Source organism: Vibrio sp. KUL70 (genome assembly GCF_059725515.1).
Genome location: NZ_AP045834.1, coordinates 2311503 through 2331004 on the forward strand (window position 1 = coordinate 2311503; position 19502 = coordinate 2331004).

Annotated in this window: 17 protein-coding genes; 6 read left to right on the top strand and 11 right to left on the bottom strand. The window is 46.3% G+C overall.

Annotated features, from left to right (window positions below):
- Positions 1–52 precede the first annotated feature (52 nt).
- Positions 53–709, top strand: coding sequence for a phosphoribosylglycinamide formyltransferase (purN, locus tag AC6I7V_RS10160; protein WP_498010816.1), 657 nt, complete (start codon positions 53–55; stop codon positions 707–709).
- 67 nt (positions 710–776) lie between these two features.
- On the opposite strand, the gene AC6I7V_RS10165 is transcribed toward purN, so the two are convergent.
- Both AC6I7V_RS10165 and lpcA read right to left on the bottom strand, forming a co-directional pair.
- Positions 777–1622, bottom strand: a complete 846-nt coding sequence (locus AC6I7V_RS10165; RefSeq protein ID WP_255230129.1) for a class II glutamine amidotransferase — start codon at positions 1620–1622, stop codon at positions 777–779.
- Between the two features lie 70 nt (positions 1623–1692).
- On the bottom strand, positions 1693–2268 hold the full coding sequence (gene lpcA / locus AC6I7V_RS10170) for a D-sedoheptulose 7-phosphate isomerase (protein WP_255230128.1): 576 nt from the start codon (positions 2266–2268) through the stop codon (positions 1693–1695).
- A gap of 326 nt (positions 2269–2594) precedes the next feature.
- Between lpcA and fadE the strand changes: the two genes are divergently transcribed.
- A complete protein-coding gene (gene fadE, locus AC6I7V_RS10175) occupies positions 2595–5045 on the top strand; it encodes an acyl-CoA dehydrogenase FadE (RefSeq protein WP_255230127.1) in 2451 nt (816 codons plus the stop codon).
- 239 nt (positions 5046–5284) lie between these two features.
- Here the strand turns inward: fadE and AC6I7V_RS10180 are convergent, their stop codons facing one another.
- Positions 5285–6535 (bottom strand): TIGR03503 family protein, encoded by a 1251-nt coding sequence (locus AC6I7V_RS10180; RefSeq protein ID WP_255230126.1) that lies wholly within the window; start codon positions 6533–6535, stop codon positions 5285–5287.
- A gap of 9 nt (positions 6536–6544) precedes the next feature.
- Positions 6545–7297 carry a DNA polymerase III subunit epsilon gene (dnaQ, locus tag AC6I7V_RS10185; protein ID WP_255230125.1) on the bottom strand — a complete coding sequence of 251 codons (753 nt, stop codon included), beginning with the start codon at positions 7295–7297 and terminating at the stop codon, positions 6545–6547.
- A 56-nt stretch (positions 7298–7353) separates the two neighbouring features.
- Between dnaQ and rnhA the strand changes: the two genes are divergently transcribed.
- Entirely contained in the window at positions 7354–7818 is a 465-nt protein-coding gene (gene rnhA / locus AC6I7V_RS10190; RefSeq protein ID WP_255230124.1) for a ribonuclease HI, read from the top strand.
- A gap of 100 nt (positions 7819–7918) precedes the next feature.
- Here rnhA and AC6I7V_RS10195 read toward each other — a convergent pair whose 3' ends face one another.
- Complete coding sequence (locus AC6I7V_RS10195; protein WP_255230123.1) at positions 7919–8698, bottom strand: class I SAM-dependent methyltransferase; 780 nt, start codon at positions 8696–8698, stop codon at positions 7919–7921.
- Between the two features lie 53 nt (positions 8699–8751).
- Between AC6I7V_RS10195 and gloB the strand changes: the two genes are divergently transcribed.
- From gloB to AC6I7V_RS10210, 3 genes are all read left to right on the top strand, one after another.
- Positions 8752–9510, top strand: coding sequence for a hydroxyacylglutathione hydrolase (gene gloB / locus AC6I7V_RS10200; protein ID WP_255230122.1), 759 nt, complete (start codon positions 8752–8754; stop codon positions 9508–9510).
- A gap of 70 nt (positions 9511–9580) precedes the next feature.
- Positions 9581–11155: a LysM peptidoglycan-binding domain-containing protein gene (locus AC6I7V_RS10205; RefSeq protein ID WP_498010817.1), complete on the top strand. Its 1575-nt coding sequence runs from the start codon at positions 9581–9583 to the stop codon at positions 11153–11155.
- On the top strand, positions 11152–11838 hold the full coding sequence (locus AC6I7V_RS10210; protein ID WP_255230120.1) for a YIP1 family protein: 687 nt from the start codon (positions 11152–11154) through the stop codon (positions 11836–11838). Before AC6I7V_RS10205 ends, AC6I7V_RS10210 begins: the two co-directional genes overlap by 4 nt.
- Before the next feature lie 10 nt (positions 11839–11848).
- Here AC6I7V_RS10210 and AC6I7V_RS10215 read toward each other — a convergent pair whose 3' ends face one another.
- The 6 genes from AC6I7V_RS10215 to dnaE all read right to left on the bottom strand — a co-directional run bounded on the left by AC6I7V_RS10215 (position 11849) and on the right by dnaE (position 19502).
- On the bottom strand, positions 11849–12691 hold the full coding sequence (locus AC6I7V_RS10215) for an endonuclease/exonuclease/phosphatase family protein (protein ID WP_255230119.1): 843 nt from the start codon (positions 12689–12691) through the stop codon (positions 11849–11851).
- Positions 12692–12752: 61 nt separating this feature from the next.
- A complete protein-coding gene (gene glnB, locus AC6I7V_RS10220) occupies positions 12753–13091 on the bottom strand; it encodes a nitrogen regulatory protein P-II (protein ID WP_004738609.1) in 339 nt (112 codons plus the stop codon).
- A gap of 113 nt (positions 13092–13204) precedes the next feature.
- Positions 13205–13516, bottom strand: coding sequence for a c-type cytochrome (locus AC6I7V_RS10225; protein ID WP_255230117.1), 312 nt, complete (start codon positions 13514–13516; stop codon positions 13205–13207).
- Between the two features lie 59 nt (positions 13517–13575).
- On the bottom strand, positions 13576–14910 hold the full coding sequence (gene tilS / locus AC6I7V_RS10230; protein WP_255230116.1) for a tRNA lysidine(34) synthetase TilS: 1335 nt from the start codon (positions 14908–14910) through the stop codon (positions 13576–13578).
- A 107-nt stretch (positions 14911–15017) separates the two neighbouring features.
- Complete coding sequence (gene accA, locus AC6I7V_RS10235; RefSeq protein ID WP_032551713.1) at positions 15018–15977, bottom strand: acetyl-CoA carboxylase carboxyl transferase subunit alpha; 960 nt, start codon at positions 15975–15977, stop codon at positions 15018–15020.
- 45 nt (positions 15978–16022) lie between these two features.
- The gene (gene dnaE, locus AC6I7V_RS10240) at positions 16023–19502 is read right to left on the bottom strand and encodes a DNA polymerase III subunit alpha (RefSeq protein ID WP_255230115.1); all 3480 of its coding nucleotides are present in this window, start codon (positions 19500–19502) and stop codon (positions 16023–16025) included.

Below are 19502 nucleotides of genomic sequence, written 5' to 3' on the forward strand. Positions count from 1 at the left end.
AATATGTAGGTAAATTGTTATTTACTTTCACTTATCGCGTTTTGATATCTCTATGAAAAATAATGCTCCTCAGAAAAACATCGTTGTTTTGATCTCCGGCAGCGGAAGTAACCTCCAAGCAATCCTAGATGCTTGTCAGAACCAGTACATTAATGCTTCTGTTAAAGCGGTTTTCTCAAATAAAGCAGAGGCATATGGCCTAGAGCGTGCTCGTGTCGCAGAAGTCCCGGCGCACTCTCTTGACCCAAAATCATTTGAATCACGAGAAGCTTTCGATCGCGAGTTAATGCAACAGATCGATGCCTATCAACCAGACTTAATTGTTCTTGCTGGTTACATGCGTATTCTGAGTGCTGACTTTGTTCGTCATTACTTGGGAAGAATGATTAATATCCACCCTTCACTACTGCCGAAATACCCAGGTCTACATACACACCAAAGAGCCATTGATGCCAAAGACAAAGAGCACGGAACCAGTGTCCACTTTGTCACGGAAGAGCTAGACGGTGGACCAGTGATCTTGCAAGCTAAGGTGCCTGTTTTTGCAGAGGACGATGCAGACGAATTAGCAAGCCGAGTATTAACACAAGAGCACCAAATCTATCCATTGGTGTGTCAGTGGTTCTGTGATGATAGATTAGTGATGAGAGAGGGTTGTGCCAAGCTCGATGGAAACACGCTTGGCAAGCATGGCTACGCACAAGACTAGACAAAGAAAACATATCAGTTCGAACAATAAAGGCCGCATTGCGGCCTTTATTGTTTTGAGCTTGGTATTACTCTAAAGGTTCGGTTGGAGCTTGGCTTGCCACCTTTTTAGGAGCGTACGCCACATCAGCTAAAGCTTGATGATTAGACTCAATCAATTCACCGAAATGGAACAGCGCAAACTCGCCAGGCTTCATGCGCGCCCACTCTTCATTATCCGTTAATGGTTGTGTAGCAACGACACTCACCACATCATTCGGCGTGGTCTCTTCCTGAAAATTGATCTCAACATCTTCATCAATCAGGCTCGCTTTACCAAACGGAGCGCGTCGCGTAATCCAGTAAAGATGGTTAGTGCAATATGTCATCACGTACTCGCCATCGCTCAACAGCATATTAAATACGCCTTTTTCTCGCAGTTTGTCACAACACTCTGCAACAAAGCGGAACATCCCCATCATATCTTGAGGAGGCTCTGGAAAACGGTCTTCTAACTGCTTAATAAGCCAGCAAAACGACAACTCACTGTCTGTTTGACCAACTGGACGAAAGCGTCCGCTTTCAAGGTCATCATAGCCGGTTAACTGACCATTGTGAGCAAAGGTCCAATACTTACCCCATAACTCGCGCGTAAAAGGATGAGTATTTTCTAGGTTAACACCACCACGATTTGCTTGACGGATATGACTGACTACAGCACAGCTTTTAATTGGATAGTTTTGAACCAACTCTGCGATCTTGGACTCACAGCTTGGAGTCGGGTCCTTAAAAGTGCGAAAGCCTTTTCCTTCATAGAAGGTAATACCCCAACCATCTCGGTGTGGGCCAGTCTTACCACCACGTTGCATCAGGCCGGTAAAACTGAAACAAATATCCGTTGGCACATTAGCGCTCATGCCGAGCAATTCACACATGGTTAAGCCTACTCCCTCTTCAACCAAACATGGAGCTCAAATCAAAGAGCTCCAATCTGCTACTACGTTTTTATTCCATCTCTTTTTCAACAAGTTGAATGATGATGTGAATGATCTTGATATGAATTTCTTGGATACGATCGGCGTAACCGAAATGCGGAACACGGATTTCAATATCCGCACAACCAGCCATTTTACCACCATCCTTACCCGTCAAAGCGATGGTCTTCATACCTTTCGCCTGAGCGGATTCAATCGCCTTCAGGATGTTACCTGAATTACCAGACGTTGATAGGCCGAACAACACATCACCCTTGCGGCCAACCGCTTCAACGTAACGAGAGAAAACGTAGTCGTAGCCAAAGTCGTTACTCACACAAGAAAGGTGGCTCGGATCAGAAATAGCGATACCGGCATAACCAGGGCGGTTTTCACGGTAGCGACCAGTTAGCTCTTCCGCAAAGTGCATCGCGTCACAGTGTGAGCCACCGTTACCACAAGAAAGTACTTTACCCTCTTGTTTAAAAGAATCAGCAATCATCTTAGCTGCTGCTTCAATTTGCGCGATGTTGTGATCATCACTTAAAAACTTGTTCAGAACCTCAGCAGCTTCGTTTAATTCACTTTTGATTAGGTCTTGGTACATAAGGCTTATCTCTTATATGTATGTGCGTCACTTAAGCATACGCGAAATGAGAATGGAGGTTGTTTCCCCCTTTTACTTGAGTTTACCCACAAACATTTAAGAGTGTCGACAGTTAAGCCAAAAGATTGCCACCTTTATTGTTGTTCTGGTTTCAATTCGCACATTTATTCACCACACACCTCTCACAATTAGAACTTTAACTCTACAGAGATCACTTTTTACTCAAATTAGAGTTTTACAAATATTTAATACTTTGTTTACACTTAACTGGTTAGACCTCTTAAATAAACCAAAACAATAAGTGATCTCTGAAAAGGAAATCGATCATGAACATACTGCTCTCTCTACTGTGCATGACCATCGTACTAAGTGTCTGCCTGTACCATCGAGTCACCCTCACTCGCGCACTCGTGGCATTAACGGCCACTATGTTTGCTCTGACCTTCGCCGCGGATGTCGGCATGACGGGTTGGCTGAGCTACCTACTTGCTGTCGCTATTTTTGCTATCCCAGCAATTAGACAAACACTGATTAGCCAAAAAGCACTAACCGTCTTTAAGAAAGTGCTGCCTGCGATGTCTCAAACAGAAAAAGAGGCACTGGAAGCAGGTACAGTTTGGTGGGAAGCAGAGCTGTTTAAAGGCAAGCCAGATTGGAAGAAGCTGCAGAATATCGCAGACCCTAAACTGTCTAAAGAAGAGCAAGCTTTCTTAGACGGCCCAGTCAATACTGTCTGCGAGATGGTGAGTGATTATCAAGTTACTCATGAGCTTGCAGATCTGCCACCAGAAGTTTGGCAGTATCTGAAAGATGAAAAATTCTTCGCGATGATCATTAAGAAGAAATACGGCGGTCTTGAGTTTTCTGCTTACGCACAATCACTGGTACTACAAAAACTGACTGGTGTTTCTAGCGTTCTGTCATCAACCGTAGGTGTACCTAACTCTTTAGGTCCGGGTGAATTGCTACAGCACTACGGTACTGAAGAGCAAAAGAATCACTACTTACCTCGCCTCGCGGAAGGTAAAGAGATTCCTTGTTTCGCCCTAACTAGTCCAGAGGCAGGCTCAGACGCTGGCTCAATTCCTGACTACGGCATCGTATGTAAAGGGGAATGGCAAGGTGAAGAAGTGCTGGGTATGCGCCTTACATGGAACAAGCGCTACATCACTCTAGCACCTGTGGCGACAGTGCTTGGCTTAGCATTCAAACTGCGCGACCCTGACGGCTTGCTCGGCGACACACAAGACCTTGGCATTACCTGTGCACTTATCCCAACCGACCTTCCGGGTGTTGAGATTGGCAATCGTCACTTCCCACTAAATGTCCCATTCCAAAATGGCCCAACTCAAGCTAAAGACCTGTTCGTTCCAATGGATTTCATCATTGGTGGACAAAAAATGGCGGGTCAAGGTTGGCGCATGCTAGTTGAGTGTCTTTCAGTAGGACGTGGTATCACATTGCCATCAAACTCTACCGGTGGCCTGAAAACGGCAGCTCTCGCAACCGGCGCTTACGCACGTATCCGTCGCCAATTCAAACAGCCGATCGGTCGAATGGAAGGTGTCGAAGAGCCATTAGCGCGTTTGGCGGGTAACGCCTACGTCATGGATGCGGCAAGCAACCTCACTGTTGCTGGTATCGACCTAGGTGAAAAGCCTTCGGTGATTTCAGCTATCGTGAAGTACCACTGTACTCACCGTGGCCAGCGCAGCATCATTGATGCGATGGACATTGTAGGCGGTAAAGGCATCTGCTTAGGCCCATCAAACTTCCTTGCGCGTGGCTACCAAGGTTCACCAATTGCCATTACGGTAGAAGGTGCCAACATCCTAACTCGTTCAATGATCATCTATGGTCAAGGTGCTATCCGTTGTCATCCTTATGTACTGGAGGAGATGAATGCGGCCTACTCTGAAAGCAGTGATGCACTTGAAAAGTTCGATAACGCACTCGCAGGGCACGTTAGCTTCACCATGAGTAACCTAGTACGTAGCTTATGGTTCGGTTTGACTGACGGTCGTGGTTCAAGCACTCCTTCAGATAAAGAGACTAAGCGCTACTACCAACAACTGAATCGCTACAGTGCGAACTTAGCGCTACTGTCTGATATCTCGATGGCGGTACTGGGTGGTTCTCTGAAACGTAGAGAGCGTTTATCTGCTCGCCTAGGTGATATCTTGAGTCAGCTATACCTTGGTTCAGCGACTCTAAAACGCTTTGAGAGCGAAGGAAGCCATAAAGAGGATTTAGCTTTGGTTCACTGGGGGATGCAAGACAGCCTTCGTCAAACAGAAGTTGCGATTGATGAGTTCCTAGCAAACTTCCCTAACCCAGTTGTCGGTCGTCTACTGCGCGTTATCTTGTTGCCATTTGGCCGTATTCGCCGCGCACCAAGTGACAAGCTAGATAGCCAAGTGGCGCAAATCATCCAAACGCCAAGCGCAACCCGCTCTCGCCTTGGCCGCGGACAGTTCTTGGCACCAACGGAACACAACGCAGTCGGTAAGATTGAACGTGCGCTAGAGGTGATTCTAGAGGCAGAGCCGCTATTTGATAAGGTGTGTAAAGAGACGAGTCAGCGACGTCCTTTCCTACGCTTAGATCTAGTGGCTGAGATTGGTTTGGATAAAGGCATCTTAACCAACGAAGAGGCGGCACTGCTGAAGAGTGCTGAAGAGCATCGTCTATACACCATTAACGTTGATGACTTCGCACCAGAGGAACTGGCAGCAAAGCCACAGTACCCAGAGACATCGATTGATAATGTTGCATAGGGTTAAGAACAGTTAATATTAGAAGCAAAACGGGACTCAGTGAGTCCCGTTTTTTTATACTTCATCTTAGCCGTTCAAACATCAAGGTAAAGCTGTTTAATCGCTTCTTCACCCCCACTACGCCTTACTAGCAAGTAGCAATCACCCTATAACTAATATCAACAATTTAACCAATATCAACAATTCACATCATTGCCTTACAGCCGTCACACCACAAAACAATGTTAAGCGTTAATCGACTAAGACTTAGGTACAGATAGCTGCATCTCTGGTTGCGCTTGCTTCTTGGCTCTGATTTTACGAACAACAAACCAAATCAACAGACCTAAAAGAATCGCCACAACATTCCCAACACCAATAATGATCATGCTGCGTTGTCGCTCTTCTTCACGCTGCTTCAACAGCAACTGCTCAGCGGCAATACGTTTTTGCTCAGCTAAAGCCTCTTCCTGTAGGCGACGAGACTCGGCCAAGTCAATATCTTGAACCACGCTGTAGGTCTGCTGTTTAATTGGAAACATCAGTGGACGTTGATTCGAAGCGTCCGTTGCAAATACCTTTCCAGACCAAGAATAGATCCCCACCTCACCAGTGTAAGGGATCTCCATCGAGACCTTCATACCATCCGTCGCTGCTTGTCCTTGCTGATAAGAGACGTATTCATCTGGCGCTGTATGCTCGACATGAGTGGCCAACGAGCTTGGCGCAATCATGCCCTGCTCACCCGATACAATAATTGTATGTGGAGAACCCTCTTTGCGAGACTGGATAAAGGTGGTTGATATCGGTGACGGATAAACAAGGACTTGCTGCTCTTGGGCACGTAGGAAAACCCCGTTTCCAGATGTGATTCGAGCACGATACTTACCCGGCTCAATATCAATCGGTAACGCAACCGTGAACACGCCATCACCCGCTTTCTCATCAAGATCTTCACCGTTATCGGCAAATTCACCCATGATAACAGGTACTGGGCGGGCTTCTCGAACCAAGGCATCTTCGTTTTCTATGTATTTAGTAAAGGTCACCTTGAGGTTAACCCTATCCAGAAAATCTCGAAGTACCAGAGGTTTACCATCGGAAGTCAAACGCGCCGTGAATTTCAAAACTTCTGTTTGATAAAGTTTGTCTGGGAACTGCTTTGCATCAAGCACCAAGTGAGAAAGCAGCTTGATCTTGTTCTTCGGAGAGACCTTCCCTACCGCCTGCCAAGGCCCCGGCATCGGGTGTTCAATCGAGACAATGTCCATCGATGACTCTTGATACCAACGAACATTGTCTGCGTTACGCCACGAATAGTATTTTTTACCATCCGGGCGAACCAGTACTACAGGTTGAGAGTTGTCGGCTCGGTAGATAACAAATGTAATCTGTTCAATACTTGGATCCACTCTAAAGCGGTTATCCAAGAGTCGAATTGAAGACTCTGTTGCCGCCTGAACACCGATGCTGATAAGTAACAAGCAACTCCAAGCCAATGCCTTAAACATACTCTCTCCCTACTGACGCCAAAGGCAGCTTCCACTCTCCTCGACGAGATCTAAACGATTTTGATGCGCTTCTAATTCATCGGCCGTTGCACGCAAAACCTTTAGCGATTTTCGTCCACTTTCGACACGACGGATCCCTTCGGCTACACCTTCTTGCTGACCCGCATTGAACTGCAGTGAGGTTTGTCCACCCGTCATTAGTAGGTAAACGTCAGCTAGGATCTCCGCATCGAGCAAAGCCCCGTGGAGCGTTCGGTGAGAGTTATCAATACCGTATCGCTCACAGAGAATATCGAGGTTGTTGCGCTTGCCTGGGAAGATCTTCTTCGCCATAGCAAGGGTATCGGTGACCTTACAGTAATCGTCGGTCTTACCTATACTTGGGTCGAGTCTCTCAAACTCGTAGTCCATAAAGCCGGTATCGAAGGGGGCATTGTGCGCGACAAGTTCCGCGCCTTTGATGAATTCGAGAAACTCTTTATGAACATCTTGGTATTCAGGTTTATCCACCAAGAACTCATCGGTAATACCGTGAACGCCAATCGCCTCTTCTTGAATCGCACGATCGGGCTTGATGTAAACGTGGAAGTGACGCCCCGTTAGTTTTCGGTTAATGATCTCTACAGCACCGATCTCGACAATGCGGTGCCCTAGGTAGTGCGGTCCACCCTCGGTGTTCATACCCGTGGTTTCGGTATCGAGTACAACTATACGCCTGTTTTCAGCGTTTGAGTGGTGTTCAGAATTGTTACTGGTATTCATAAGGATAACTGTGTCAGACTATGCCGATAATGTGCTTGAGGTAATAATATCAAATCATGACGAAACAAGTTGAAATTTTCACTGATGGTTCGTGTCTCGGAAATCCAGGGCCTGGTGGCTATGGGATTGTACTCCGTTATAAACAGACTGAAAAAACTCTGGCAAAGGGCTACTCGTTAACGACGAATAACCGTATGGAGATGATGGCTGCAGTTGTCGCTCTGCAAACCTTGAAAGAGCCTTGTGCTGTTATCCTGACAACCGATAGCCAATACGTTCGCCAAGGCATCACTCAGTGGATCCACAACTGGAAAAAACGCGGCTGGAAAACAGCTGACAAAAAACCAGTAAAAAATGCCGACCTCTGGCAGTTACTGGATAAAGAGACGGCACGTCATCAAGTAGAGTGGCGTTGGGTAAAAGGCCATGCGGGTCATCGCGAAAATGAGATGTGTGATGAGTTAGCGCGCACCGCTGCAGAGAATCCGACTGAAGAAGATACAGGTTACCAAGCGAGCTAAGCTTTTCTAGACAAACTCGTGAACTTAATCAGTAGTGCATTCTGAAACACAGACTGACAACAATAAGAGCCAATAAAACATCAACGTGACGAACCGACCATCAGTCGGCTTTTTTATTGCGGTTGGATAATGAAGAGGGCTCAAGGGCAGTACTGCGAACACCAGCCCTGAAGCTTGCACCAACCGGAGAAAAACGTCGTTTAAGATGCCAGTGAGGTTTAATCGGCTTAATTGGGTATGTGCGTTTGCGAGCCACAATAAAGTACTGGCTACCCGCGACCGAAGCGCAACTGCCGAGGCTGTTTTCAAGCCATGTCCAAAATGCGCGATAGCGACTCATTGGGAATAACGCATAGGTATCACAATGAATCACCTGATAGTTAAGTACACCCAACCAATCTTTAACTCGGTTCGGTGTGTACATTCTGCCACTCCAAGGTAGACTGTTCTTGCGCCAAGGCAATAAGCTGGCGAGCCCAGTGAAACTGAACGGATTAAACCCAGTGACGATCAGATAACCGTCATCCATCATCACTCTATCGACCTCTCGCAATATCCTGTGAGGGTCATTGCTATAATCTAATTGATGACTGAGGACGACAACATCGAAGCTCTTCTCTAAAAAGGGCAAATTATAGTCATCTGCAATCACATTGTGTAAAGGGTTCTGGATATCTAGATTTACTTGATGTTGAATATTGCATGTGCAGCTGGATATCTCGCAACTGAGACCACCGAGCTTGAGCATATGATAGCCAAACAGCTTAGGGCACCATTCATCCAGACGAGTTTGAATAGACTCGCGGAGCCAAGGGCCATTGTGTAATTGTTCCCAAGTATAAGGTCGCTCAAACTTCTTGCGGCTGCGTGCTGGCTTCATCAATAATCTGTCTCACTTATTCTGTCGCACTAAAAGTGACTGGAGAACCAATAATGTTACATATCAAAAGCATACCTGCATTCAATGACAATTACATCTGGCTGATTGAAAATAGCGATCGTCGTTGTGCTGTTGTCGATCCTGGTGATGCGGCTCCAGTGCTTGAATACCTAGAGCGTCATGAGCTAACTTTAGATGCAATCTTAATTACGCACCACCACAACGATCACATTGGTGGCGTTCCGGAGTTAGTAAGACAATTTCCAACTATTGATGTTGTCGGTCCTAAAAACGAGCCTATTCCAACCCTAACTCACCCTGTTGATGATGGTGATCAGTTAGAACTGTTCGATGAAGTATTCTTAGTGCTTGGTTTGAGCGGCCATACCGCAGGTCACATCGGTTACGTTGGCGACGGTAAGTTATTCTGCGGAGATGTGCTGTTCTCTGCTGGCTGTGGCCGTATCATGGAGGGCACCCCGCAACAGATGTTTGATGCCCTCAATAAGATCACCGCTCTGCCGCAAGAAACTGAGGTCTACTGCGCCCACGAATATACGGCTGCCAATATTGCGTTTGCCCTTGCTGTTGAACCTGATAATATGCAACTTCAACAATACAGAGACGACGTAAACCGTTTACGAGCACAAAATAAGTCGACCATTCCAACAAATTTACGTTTAGAGAAGTGGATCAACCCATTTCTTCGCTACAGCGAACCAAGTGTAATTAAATCAGTATCTAACCGAACTGAGCACACAGACCCCCTTTCAGTGTTTACAGCGCTTCGTGCGTGGAAGAACGAATTTTAACAATTAGAGACTTGTCACTCATAGGGAGTGGCAAGTATTATCAGCAGCCGTTTAAAAAAAAGGCTGTAACATGCGAGTTAAGTACAGCTGGGCTTTGGTATTACTACTTTCTGGTTGCCAATTAACTCAGCCAGATAATCAAGGCCAAGCTTCCGAGCAAACCAACATTTCCCCTGCGAAAGAAATTTCTCAACCAGAAGTTTCAATATCAAAAGCAGAAAAAGAACAACCTAAAGTTGAAGCACCCGTCGTTACCCCACAAACACAACAAGATGTTTGGAAACGCATTGCAATGCAACTTGAAATGGATGTACCCAACCACAAAAAAGTCGACTATTACCGCACTTGGTATTTGAAGCATCCTAACCATCTAAAAACCGTATCAAAACGAGCAGAACCTTTCCTTTATTTGATCACTGAAAAGATCGAAGAGAAGGGTCTACCGCTTGAGCTCGCTTTACTCCCTGTCGTAGAGAGCTCATTTGATGCGTTTGCCTACTCCCATGGTAGTGCTGCAGGTTTGTGGCAATTCATCCCAGGTACTGGCAAATACTATGGTCTTGAACAGAACTTCTGGTACGACGGACGTCGTGATGTTGCAGCGTCAACCGATGCTGCTCTTGAGTACCTTGAGTCACTAAATAAGCGCTTTGACGGTGATTGGAGTCACGCTATCGCGGCTTATAATAGTGGTGGTGGCCGCGTAAACAGCGCGATTCGTAAGAACAAAAAGTTGGGTAAGCCGATAGACTTTTTCTCTCTTGACCTCCCAAAAGAGACCAGCAGCTATGTCCCAAAACTGCTGGCTCTAGCGGACGTGATTGCTAACCAAGAAAAGTACGGCATCGATATTCCACCTATTGCCAACAAACCCGTTCTTAAACTGGTGAATCCTGAAGAGCAGCTTGACCTAGCGATTGCGGCTAATTACGCAGGTATCCCAGTAAAAGAGCTACAAAGCTACAACCCAGCTTACAACCAGTGGGCCACTGCGCCAGAGAAGCACCAACAGCTCCTTCTTCCAATCCATTCGGTTGAACAGTTCAATAAAAAAGTGGCTGCGAACAAAGGCAAAGGCATGAAGCTGGTGCGCTATAAGGTGAAATCTGGTGATAGCATCAGCGTACTTGCTCAGCGTTACAACACCACCAGCAAAGTCATTCGCAGCGCTAATGGTATGTCCAACAACAACATTCGCGTTGGTCAGCATCTGATGATTCCTTCATCAACTAAAGATGATAAAGCGTACGCTCTGAGTGCCTCTAACCGCTTAGCGAACACACAGTCGAAAAGTCGCGGTCAGTATAAGCTGACCCACACAGTAAAAAGTGGCGAGAGTCTATGGACAATTGCACGTGCCAATAAGGTCTCTCATCAGTCTCTTGCTAAATGGAACGGCATGGGGCCTCGAGACACGCTGCGAGTTGGTCAAAATCTGGTCGTTTGGAAAAACAGCGCCGATGGTGCAATCATCAGAGCCGTCTACTACAACGTAAAATCAGGTGACACAGTCAGCGGTATTGCATCAAAGTTCAAAGTAAAAACTTCGGATGTTGTAAAATGGAACACTTTGCAAAACAAGAAGTACTTACAGCCAGGCCAGAAGCTTAAGCTGTATGTTGATGTAACTAAGGTAAGTGTATGAACCCGTCAAGTAACCCACTCGTAATGCTGTTGGACATTTTCCGTTCTCCAACTGCGTGTTTCCTCGCACTGTATCAGCGAGGAGCCTGGGGGTGGCAACCCTACGTTGTCTTAATGCTCAGCCCATTTCTATTTTGGGGTGCCTATTTTTCTAACGTAGATTTCACCTGGTTGAGTGCAGAGTTGACTCGCCAACTTGCGCAAACCAACCCAGCTCAATTGGAGTTACTTGATAGCAACACACTGCTCGCCAGTGAAATCATCAGCGATGTCTTTGGCCGTACGCTAACAATAGCGATGCTGGCATTCTGGTTCAACCTTGCAACCAAACCGAGCCAACACCAACATGGCTACTGGAAATGGTTTGCTGCGTCTGCGGTGATTACCTTCCCAGCCGTGATAGGCGATATTGCGAGCTACGCAAGCCTGCTGCTTAAGCATGGTCAGGTCATGAACTACGCCGCTGATCTGAACAGTATTAATGGTCTTATTAAGCTGCCACTAACCAATGATTGGTCGCAATTTGCTAGTTCATTCCCACTGTTACTGCCTTGGTACATCGTACTCGGTTACGCAGCAGTACTCACTTGGACCGAGTTTGAACGTGGTCAAGCACTGGTAATCTCGGCACTGCCATGGGTTGGGTACTACCTAATCTGGGCACTGTATATTTTGGTGTCTTAATCTAGCCAGACTACTGAACATCAAACGTAACCTGCATAGGGTTATGATCAGAAGCGTCCGATTCGGGCGCTTTTGCGTTTCTCACACTCAGTCCGCGATAGAAGATATGGTCCAGCACTAACCCAGTCACGAACTGAGTTCGATGATCTGGTGAAAAGGTAACCTCAACTAAACCGATCTCACTCAAAGCTTTCTGCAGCGCCCCAAAGCGAGCTTCACTCCAGCTGTTAAAGTCTCCAGCAAAGATAATTGGACCACGGTACTCTCTCAGTACTGATGTTAGTGCAGACAGCTGTTGTACATAGTCTTCGGTGCCCAAAGTAAAGTTGACCGCATGAATGTTCACCACAGCAAGCTGCTCACCGTTGCTCAATTGGTAACGCGACCACAACGCCGATTTCGGTAACTGTAACCAAGGCTCTTCGTGAGTATAAGCACAGGCCTCAATAGGAAGATGAGATGCAAGATTCAGCACCCCAGCACTTTTATTAAATGCTTCAAAAGCATTAACACGACTACTCCCCCACAAACCACTAGTGATCCATGATTGCATCTCTTCAGTCATACTCGCCTCTTGAAGCAGCACCAATTGGCTTTCATTGGTCAATGCGTTAAGGGCTGTGCGCCAGTTATCACGATTCTGTTTGTAGATATTCCACACAGTCACATTCAACCCATTAGCGACATCTAGCGCTTTGGGTTCTGAGTTTTGATAGCAGCTATAAACGTCGTTACTGATAGTGGGAGAGTGAGTAACAAGATGAGGTTGAGTAGGAATTTTGAAAATCAGTTTAAAGCTCGCAAAAACAAGCGCAGAGCCAACAACAAAACCAAACAGCACTTTCTTCAACATACACCACGCCCTAGAAAATAAAAAAGGAGCGATAATCGCTCCTTTTAGGGTAAATGTTTTTTTAAACGGCGTCTTCGTCTTCTTCGCCAGTGCGGATACGAACCACACGTTCAACGTCGGTAATGAATATTTTACCATCGCCGATTTTACCCGTTTGCGCTGTTTCGATGATGGTATCAACACATTGATCCGCCACTTCGTCAGTCACTACGATTTCTAGTTTTACTTTTGGAAGAAAATCAACCATGTACTCTGCACCACGGTAAAGCTCAGTGTGACCTTTTTGACGTCCAAAGCCTTTTACTTCAGAGACCGTCATGCCCGTAATACCTACTTCAGCCAGTGCTTCACGTACATCATCAAGTTTGAACGGCTTGATAATGGCTTCAATCTTTTTCATGTTCATCCCTTAAACTCTACGAATAGCCCATTATCGAATAGCTATCATAAACATTCAATGAAAAAAGCCAGCGCTAACAAGCACTGGCTTAGAAATCACGTTCGGATGTAAAACTATTTTAGGCTTGCATAGTAAGCCGCAAGGTTCGCGATATCAGCATCGCTTAACATCGCTGCCTGAGCCTGCATCACAGCAGCTAGGCCGCCGTTGCGTTGCTTGCTTTTGTAAGCATTAATTGATGTAACAAGGTACTGCTCATTTTGACCTTTTAAGTTCGGGTAACCTGGGATCACCGCGATTCCGTCAGCGCCATGACAAGCTGCGCAAACCGCTGCTTTTGCCTGACCCGCTGCAACATCACCCGCTAGAGCATTGCCACTTAATAGTCCCAGTCCAAGGACGAATCCTACTGCTATCTTTTTCATTGCTTATTCCATTGATTATTATTGATATAAGTGCCTTTAAATTGTGCCACAAAGTTCTATTACTTGCTCCAGACAGCTTCACAATCTTGGCCTTGGTAGCGCCTATCAACAAAAAGTCCCATTACGGCAACAACATGATCCCCATCGATAAGTATCGGTGTTCTTCGACGTAACCAACTCGGAACCTTATACTCTTGGAATAACTTTTTCATTTTTCGACTATGCCCACGCCCCACAGGGTGAGCAGTTAATCCTTCCGGGTTAAACATCACTGTTATTGGATCTGAAGCATTAGATAATGAGAATTTGACCATACTCTGAGCCTCTTGGGATGCTGCACTACCATTGATATTTAGAGAGAGAGAACCGAGATTATCGGGTAATTCCAAAGACTGCCCTACTTTTAACTCAGCTTGCCAAGATTCTAATGAAGGTCGAGACTCGACGATAAACAGCTTGTTGTCAAAGCGTCGCACTTCGGTGTCGCCTAACACCAAGACCGGATTCGCATCTTGCTGTGCACAAGCGACCTCACTCCACAACAGTTCTAATTGCTTCTGGCTTGGCATAACTAGACCATTTTCAGCCAACCACATTCTTAATAACCGAGCGCGCATCACATTTGAACAATCTAACAAGCTCTCTATTTTCAAGCTTTGGTGCAGCCCAAGAGCTTGGTTCAACTTAGGAACTAACAGTTCATCAAGTAGTAACTCTTGCTCTGCGCACAATTGGGCACTGCGAGCCACCGAGTCCGGAAAAGAGGGCCAGCGCGCCACCAGCTTAGGTGTCACCTCGTGACGAATAAAGTTTCGGTCAAAGCGCTGGTCTTGGTTACTTTCATCTTCAACCCATTCAAGTCCGCTTTGGTCAGCAAACGCTTCTATCTCTTGGCGAGAAACCCCGAGCAAAGGACGCACTAAAACCGCTTCACCAAACGACATCACTTTTGCCATTGAAGACAAACCTTTAGGTCCGCTGCCTCGCTTCAAGGCAAGCAAAAACGTCTCTAGCTGATCATCTTGATGCTGCCCGGTAAGCAGAATATCTCCTTTGCTCAGGTGTTGTTTTAAAGCGCCATAACGCGCATCTCGAGCAAGCTTTTCTAGGCTTTCACTGCTTGAGGTATCCAAAGAGACTCGTTCGATATATAGCTTAACAGCTGACTCCAAACACCATTGCTGGCATTGTTCTACCCAAACATCGGCGTTGGTGCTCAAGCCATGATGAACATGAACGGCAATGCACTCAATGCCTCGCGCTTTACCATAACGAGCAGCCAACTCTAGCAACACTCGTGAATCAACACCGCCACTAAATGCGATAACAATCCGATTGATGGAAGGTGAATAAGGTTCGAGTACAGATGAGAACGCTTGATATAGCTGGGACATTAGAATTTGGCAGTTAAGAGTAATGTAATAATAATAAAAAAGGGTTGGCACTGAGTCCAACCCTTTCATTGTCGCTTATCCAATCTAAAAAGATTGTCGTCGCCAAATTAGCAGTAACCGTAGCTCATTAGGCGTTGGTAACGACGCTCCAATAGCGTATCGTTATCAAATTGCTCTAGCTCTTCTAGTTGTTTAACGAGTGTTGCTTTCATGTTCTCAGCCATTTGGATTGGATCACGGTGAGCGCCACCGAGTGGCTCAGGAATGATCTCATCAATCAGCTCAAGCTCTTTTAGGCGAGGAGCAATAAGACCCATCGCTTCTGCAGCTTGTGGAGCTTTATCTGAGTCGCGCCATAGGATTGATGCACAACCTTCTGGAGAGATAACTGAGTACGTAGAGTACTGAAGCATATTCACGTAGTCGCCAACACCGATCGCCAGAGCACCGCCTGAACCACCTTCACCAACAACGTTACAGATAACAGGAACCGTTAGACCCGCCATTACCTTTAGGTTCTTCGCGATCGCTTCAGATTGACCACGCTCTTCTGCACCAACACCTGGGTATGCACCAGCAGTATCGATGAAGGTAATGATTGGCATGTTGAAACGCTCAGCCGTTTCCATTAGACGAAGCGCCTTACGGTAACCTTCTGGCTTTGGCATACCAAAGTTGCGGATTACTTTTTCTTTCGTCTCACGACCTTTTTGGTGACCAATAACCATAACTGGACGACCGTTTAGACGAGCCATACCACCAACGATCGCTTTGTCGTCAGCGTAAGCACGGTCACCCGCTAGCTCTTCAAATTCAGTGAATACGTTCTCTAGGTAATCTAGCGTGTAAGGACGCTGTGGGTGACGAGCAAGTTGAGCCACTTGCCATGCACCTAAGTCACTAAAGATTTTCTGTTTAAGCTCTAAGCTTTTTTTCTCTAGTTGTTCAATTTCTTTGTCTAGATCTACCGCAGCATCACCACCGTGACGAGAAACGTCACGTAATGCTTCAATTTTTGCTTCAAGTTCAGCGATAGGCTTTTCAAATTCTAGAAAGTTCAGGCTCATCTATGAATCCTTGTTGACTCAGCTCCCATTAGCAAGAGCTGAATTTTAGTTAAATTCGAGTTCTACTTGGCTATTTCCAAGTAGCTGTTTTAATTCATCTAGTAATGTATCACTTGGCGTTACGCGCCATTCTGTGCCCAATGTTAACCGCGCTCTAGCGTCGGCACGCTGGTAGTATACATTGACTGGGACCGTTCCGGCTCTATATGGTTCTAAGATTTGGCTAAAACGCTCAAAAAATTGACCATTAATTTGTGATTGATCGATAGAAATCGATAATCCGCGAGCATATTTTTCTCGGGCGCTTCCTAAGTCCATGACCTCGCGCGCGGACATTTTAAGCCCACCATTGAAGTCATCAAAGCTGACCTGTCCGGAAACGACCACAATTTTGTCTTTTTCGAGCAATTCTGCATAGCGTTCGAGCGCATCTGAGAACAACATCACTTCCATTCGACCCGATCGATCGTCGATCGTCATCAAACCGATTCGTGTACCGCGTTTAGTGGTCATCACTCGAGCTGCAATCACTAAGCCTGCAATCGTCAGTGACTGATCACGACGAGTCGGTGTCGCATCTTTTAAACGGCAGCTAGTGTATTTCGCAAGCTCTTTAATATACGCATTAACCGGGTGACCTGTTAGGTATAGGCCTAGAGTTTCTCTTTCCCCTTCAAGCCATACCTTCTCAGGCCACTTAGGTACTTGAGTATACTTTTGTTCAACCTCTTCTGGCGCATCAGTCAACACACCAAACATATCCGATTGACCAAACGATTCTGCGTGGTGATGTTGGCTCGCCGCTTTCACCGCATCGTTAAGAGAAGCCATCATTGCTGCACGGTGTGGACCTAAGCGATCGAGTGCACCCGACATAATGAGCTTTTCAATCACACGCTTATTGACCTTTTTAAGGTCGATACGAGCACAGAAATCAAATAGGTCTTTAAAATACCCGCCCTTGTTTCTGGCTTCGATAATCGCTTCAATCGGGCCTTCACCGACCCCTTTAATCGCTCCGATGCCGTAAACAATCGCACCATCTTCATCCACATTAAAGCGATACAAGCCGGAGTTGATATCTGGCGGCAACAGCTTCAGCTTCATACGGAAACACTCATCCACCAGGCCGATGACCTTTTCAGTGTTATCCATATCCGCTGTCATTACCGCAGCCATAAATTCAGCAGGATAGTGGGTTTTCAACCAAAGAGTTTGATAGGAAACCAGAGCGTAGGCAGCAGAGTGAGATTTGTTAAAGCCGTAACCCGCAAACTTCTCTACCAAGTCGAAGATTTTCATGGCTAGTTCGCCATCGACTCCGTTGGCTTCTGCCCCCTCTTTAAAAATACTACGCTGCTTTGCCATCTCTTCTGGCTTTTTCTTACCCATTGCACGACGCAACATATCGGCGCCACCGAGCGTGTAACCCGCTAGGATTTGAGCAATCTGCATTACTTGCTCTTGGTACAAGATAATGCCGTAAGTCGGCTCAAGCGTCTCTTTTAACGATTCGTGTTGCCATGTTTCATCTGGGTATGAGATCGCTTCTCGGCCATGCTTACGGTCGATAAAGTTATCTACCATGCCCGATTGCAGTGGACCCGGACGGAATAGAGCTACCAATGCGATAATATCTTCGAAACAGTCCGGTTGAAGACGTTTGATGAGATCTTTCATACCACGCGATTCCAGCTGGAATACCGCAGTAGTTTCTGAATTTTGTAGCAGGTTAAACGACGCTTGGTCATCTAACGGAATCGATTCGATACGTACTGGATCTTTGCCTTCACGCTCAAGTCTTGGGTTGACGAGCCCTAATGCCCAGTCAATGATCGTCAGAGTACGCAAGCCCAAGAAGTCAAACTTAACCAGACCCGCGGTTTCTACGTCGTTCTTATCAAACTGAGTTACTGGGAAGTTACCCTCGGCATCAGCATAGATAGGTGCAAAGTCCGTGATCGTGGTTGGTGAGATTACAACACCACCCGCGTGCTTACCGGCGTTACGAGTACAACCTTCGAGGATACGACATTTGTCGATCAGCTCACGTACCTCTTCATCACCGTCATACAACTCTGGTAATGCAGGCTCAGCTTTGAAGGCTTTTTCGAGGGTCATCCCTGGATCAGGCGGGACGAGTTTTGAGATTCGATCAACGAAACCAAATGGGTGACCAAGTACACGACCTACATCGCGGATAACCGCTTTCGCCGCCATAGTACCGAATGTGATGATCTGAGATACCGCATCACGACCATACATTTCTGCTACGTGATCAATAACTTGGTCACGCTTATCCATACAGAAGTCGATATCGAAATCGGGCATGGAGACACGTTCTGGGTTCAAGAAACGTTCAAAGAGCAAATCGTATTCAAGCGGATCAAGATCGGTGATATCTAACGCATAGGCTACCAATGAACCCGCACCTGAACCACGTCCTGGACCAACCGGTACGTCGTTATCTTTAGACCACTGGATGAACTCCATTACGATCAAGAAGTAACCTGGAAAACCCATGTTGTTGATTACTTCAAGTTCAACTTTCAAACGCTCATCATACTCTGGTCTACGCTCGGCACGTACTTGTTCATCAGGGAAAAGAAACGCAAGACGACGCTCTAAGCCCTCTTCAGACTTCTTAATCAAGAAGTCTTCAATCGCCAGACCTTCTGTCGGGAAATTTGGTAGAAAATACTCACCGAGACGAACCGTCACATTACAACGCTTGGCGATTTCAACACTGTTTTCCAGTGCTTCTGGAATGTCAGCAAAGAGCTCGCACATCTCTTCTTCACTACGAAGGTATTGCTGCTCACTGTAATTTTTAGGGCGTCGTGGATCTTCTAGGGTGTAACCATCATGGATTGCTACTCGAATCTCATGCGCTTCAAACAAGTCTTCTGAGATAAATACTACTTCGTTGGTCGCAACCACCGGCAGCTCTACTCGTTCTGCAAGATCCAGAGCAAAATGTAGGTAAGACTCTTCATCAGGACGACCCGTACGAATCAGCTCAAGATAAAAACGATCGGCAAAGTGCTCTTTATAGAAAGCAACACAGCTATCAGCAAGCGCTTGATTGCCTTTCAATAGTGCTTTACCAATCTCGCCGTCTTTCGCACCGGACAGAATGATCAAGCCTTCCGCATTCTCAATCAGCCACTCTTTATCAATCACAGGATGGTGTTGAACATGACCACGAAGATAGGCCTTCGATATCAACAGAGTCAGGTTGTTATAACCCTTGTTGTCCGTCGCTAGCACGGTCAAACGCGTAAGCTCTTCACCAAACTCTGGAGACTGCATCAGGAAATCGGCACCAATGATCGGCTTTATACCACAGCCATGAGCTGTGCCATAAAACTTCACCAAACCACACAAGTTAGTAAAATCGGTGAGCGCCATCGCTGGCATACCCATCTCAGCGACCTTTTTCACCAGTGGCGGTACTTTTGAGAGTCCATCGACCATTGAAAAGTCACTATGAACACGAAGGTGGACGAATTTAGGATCTGACAT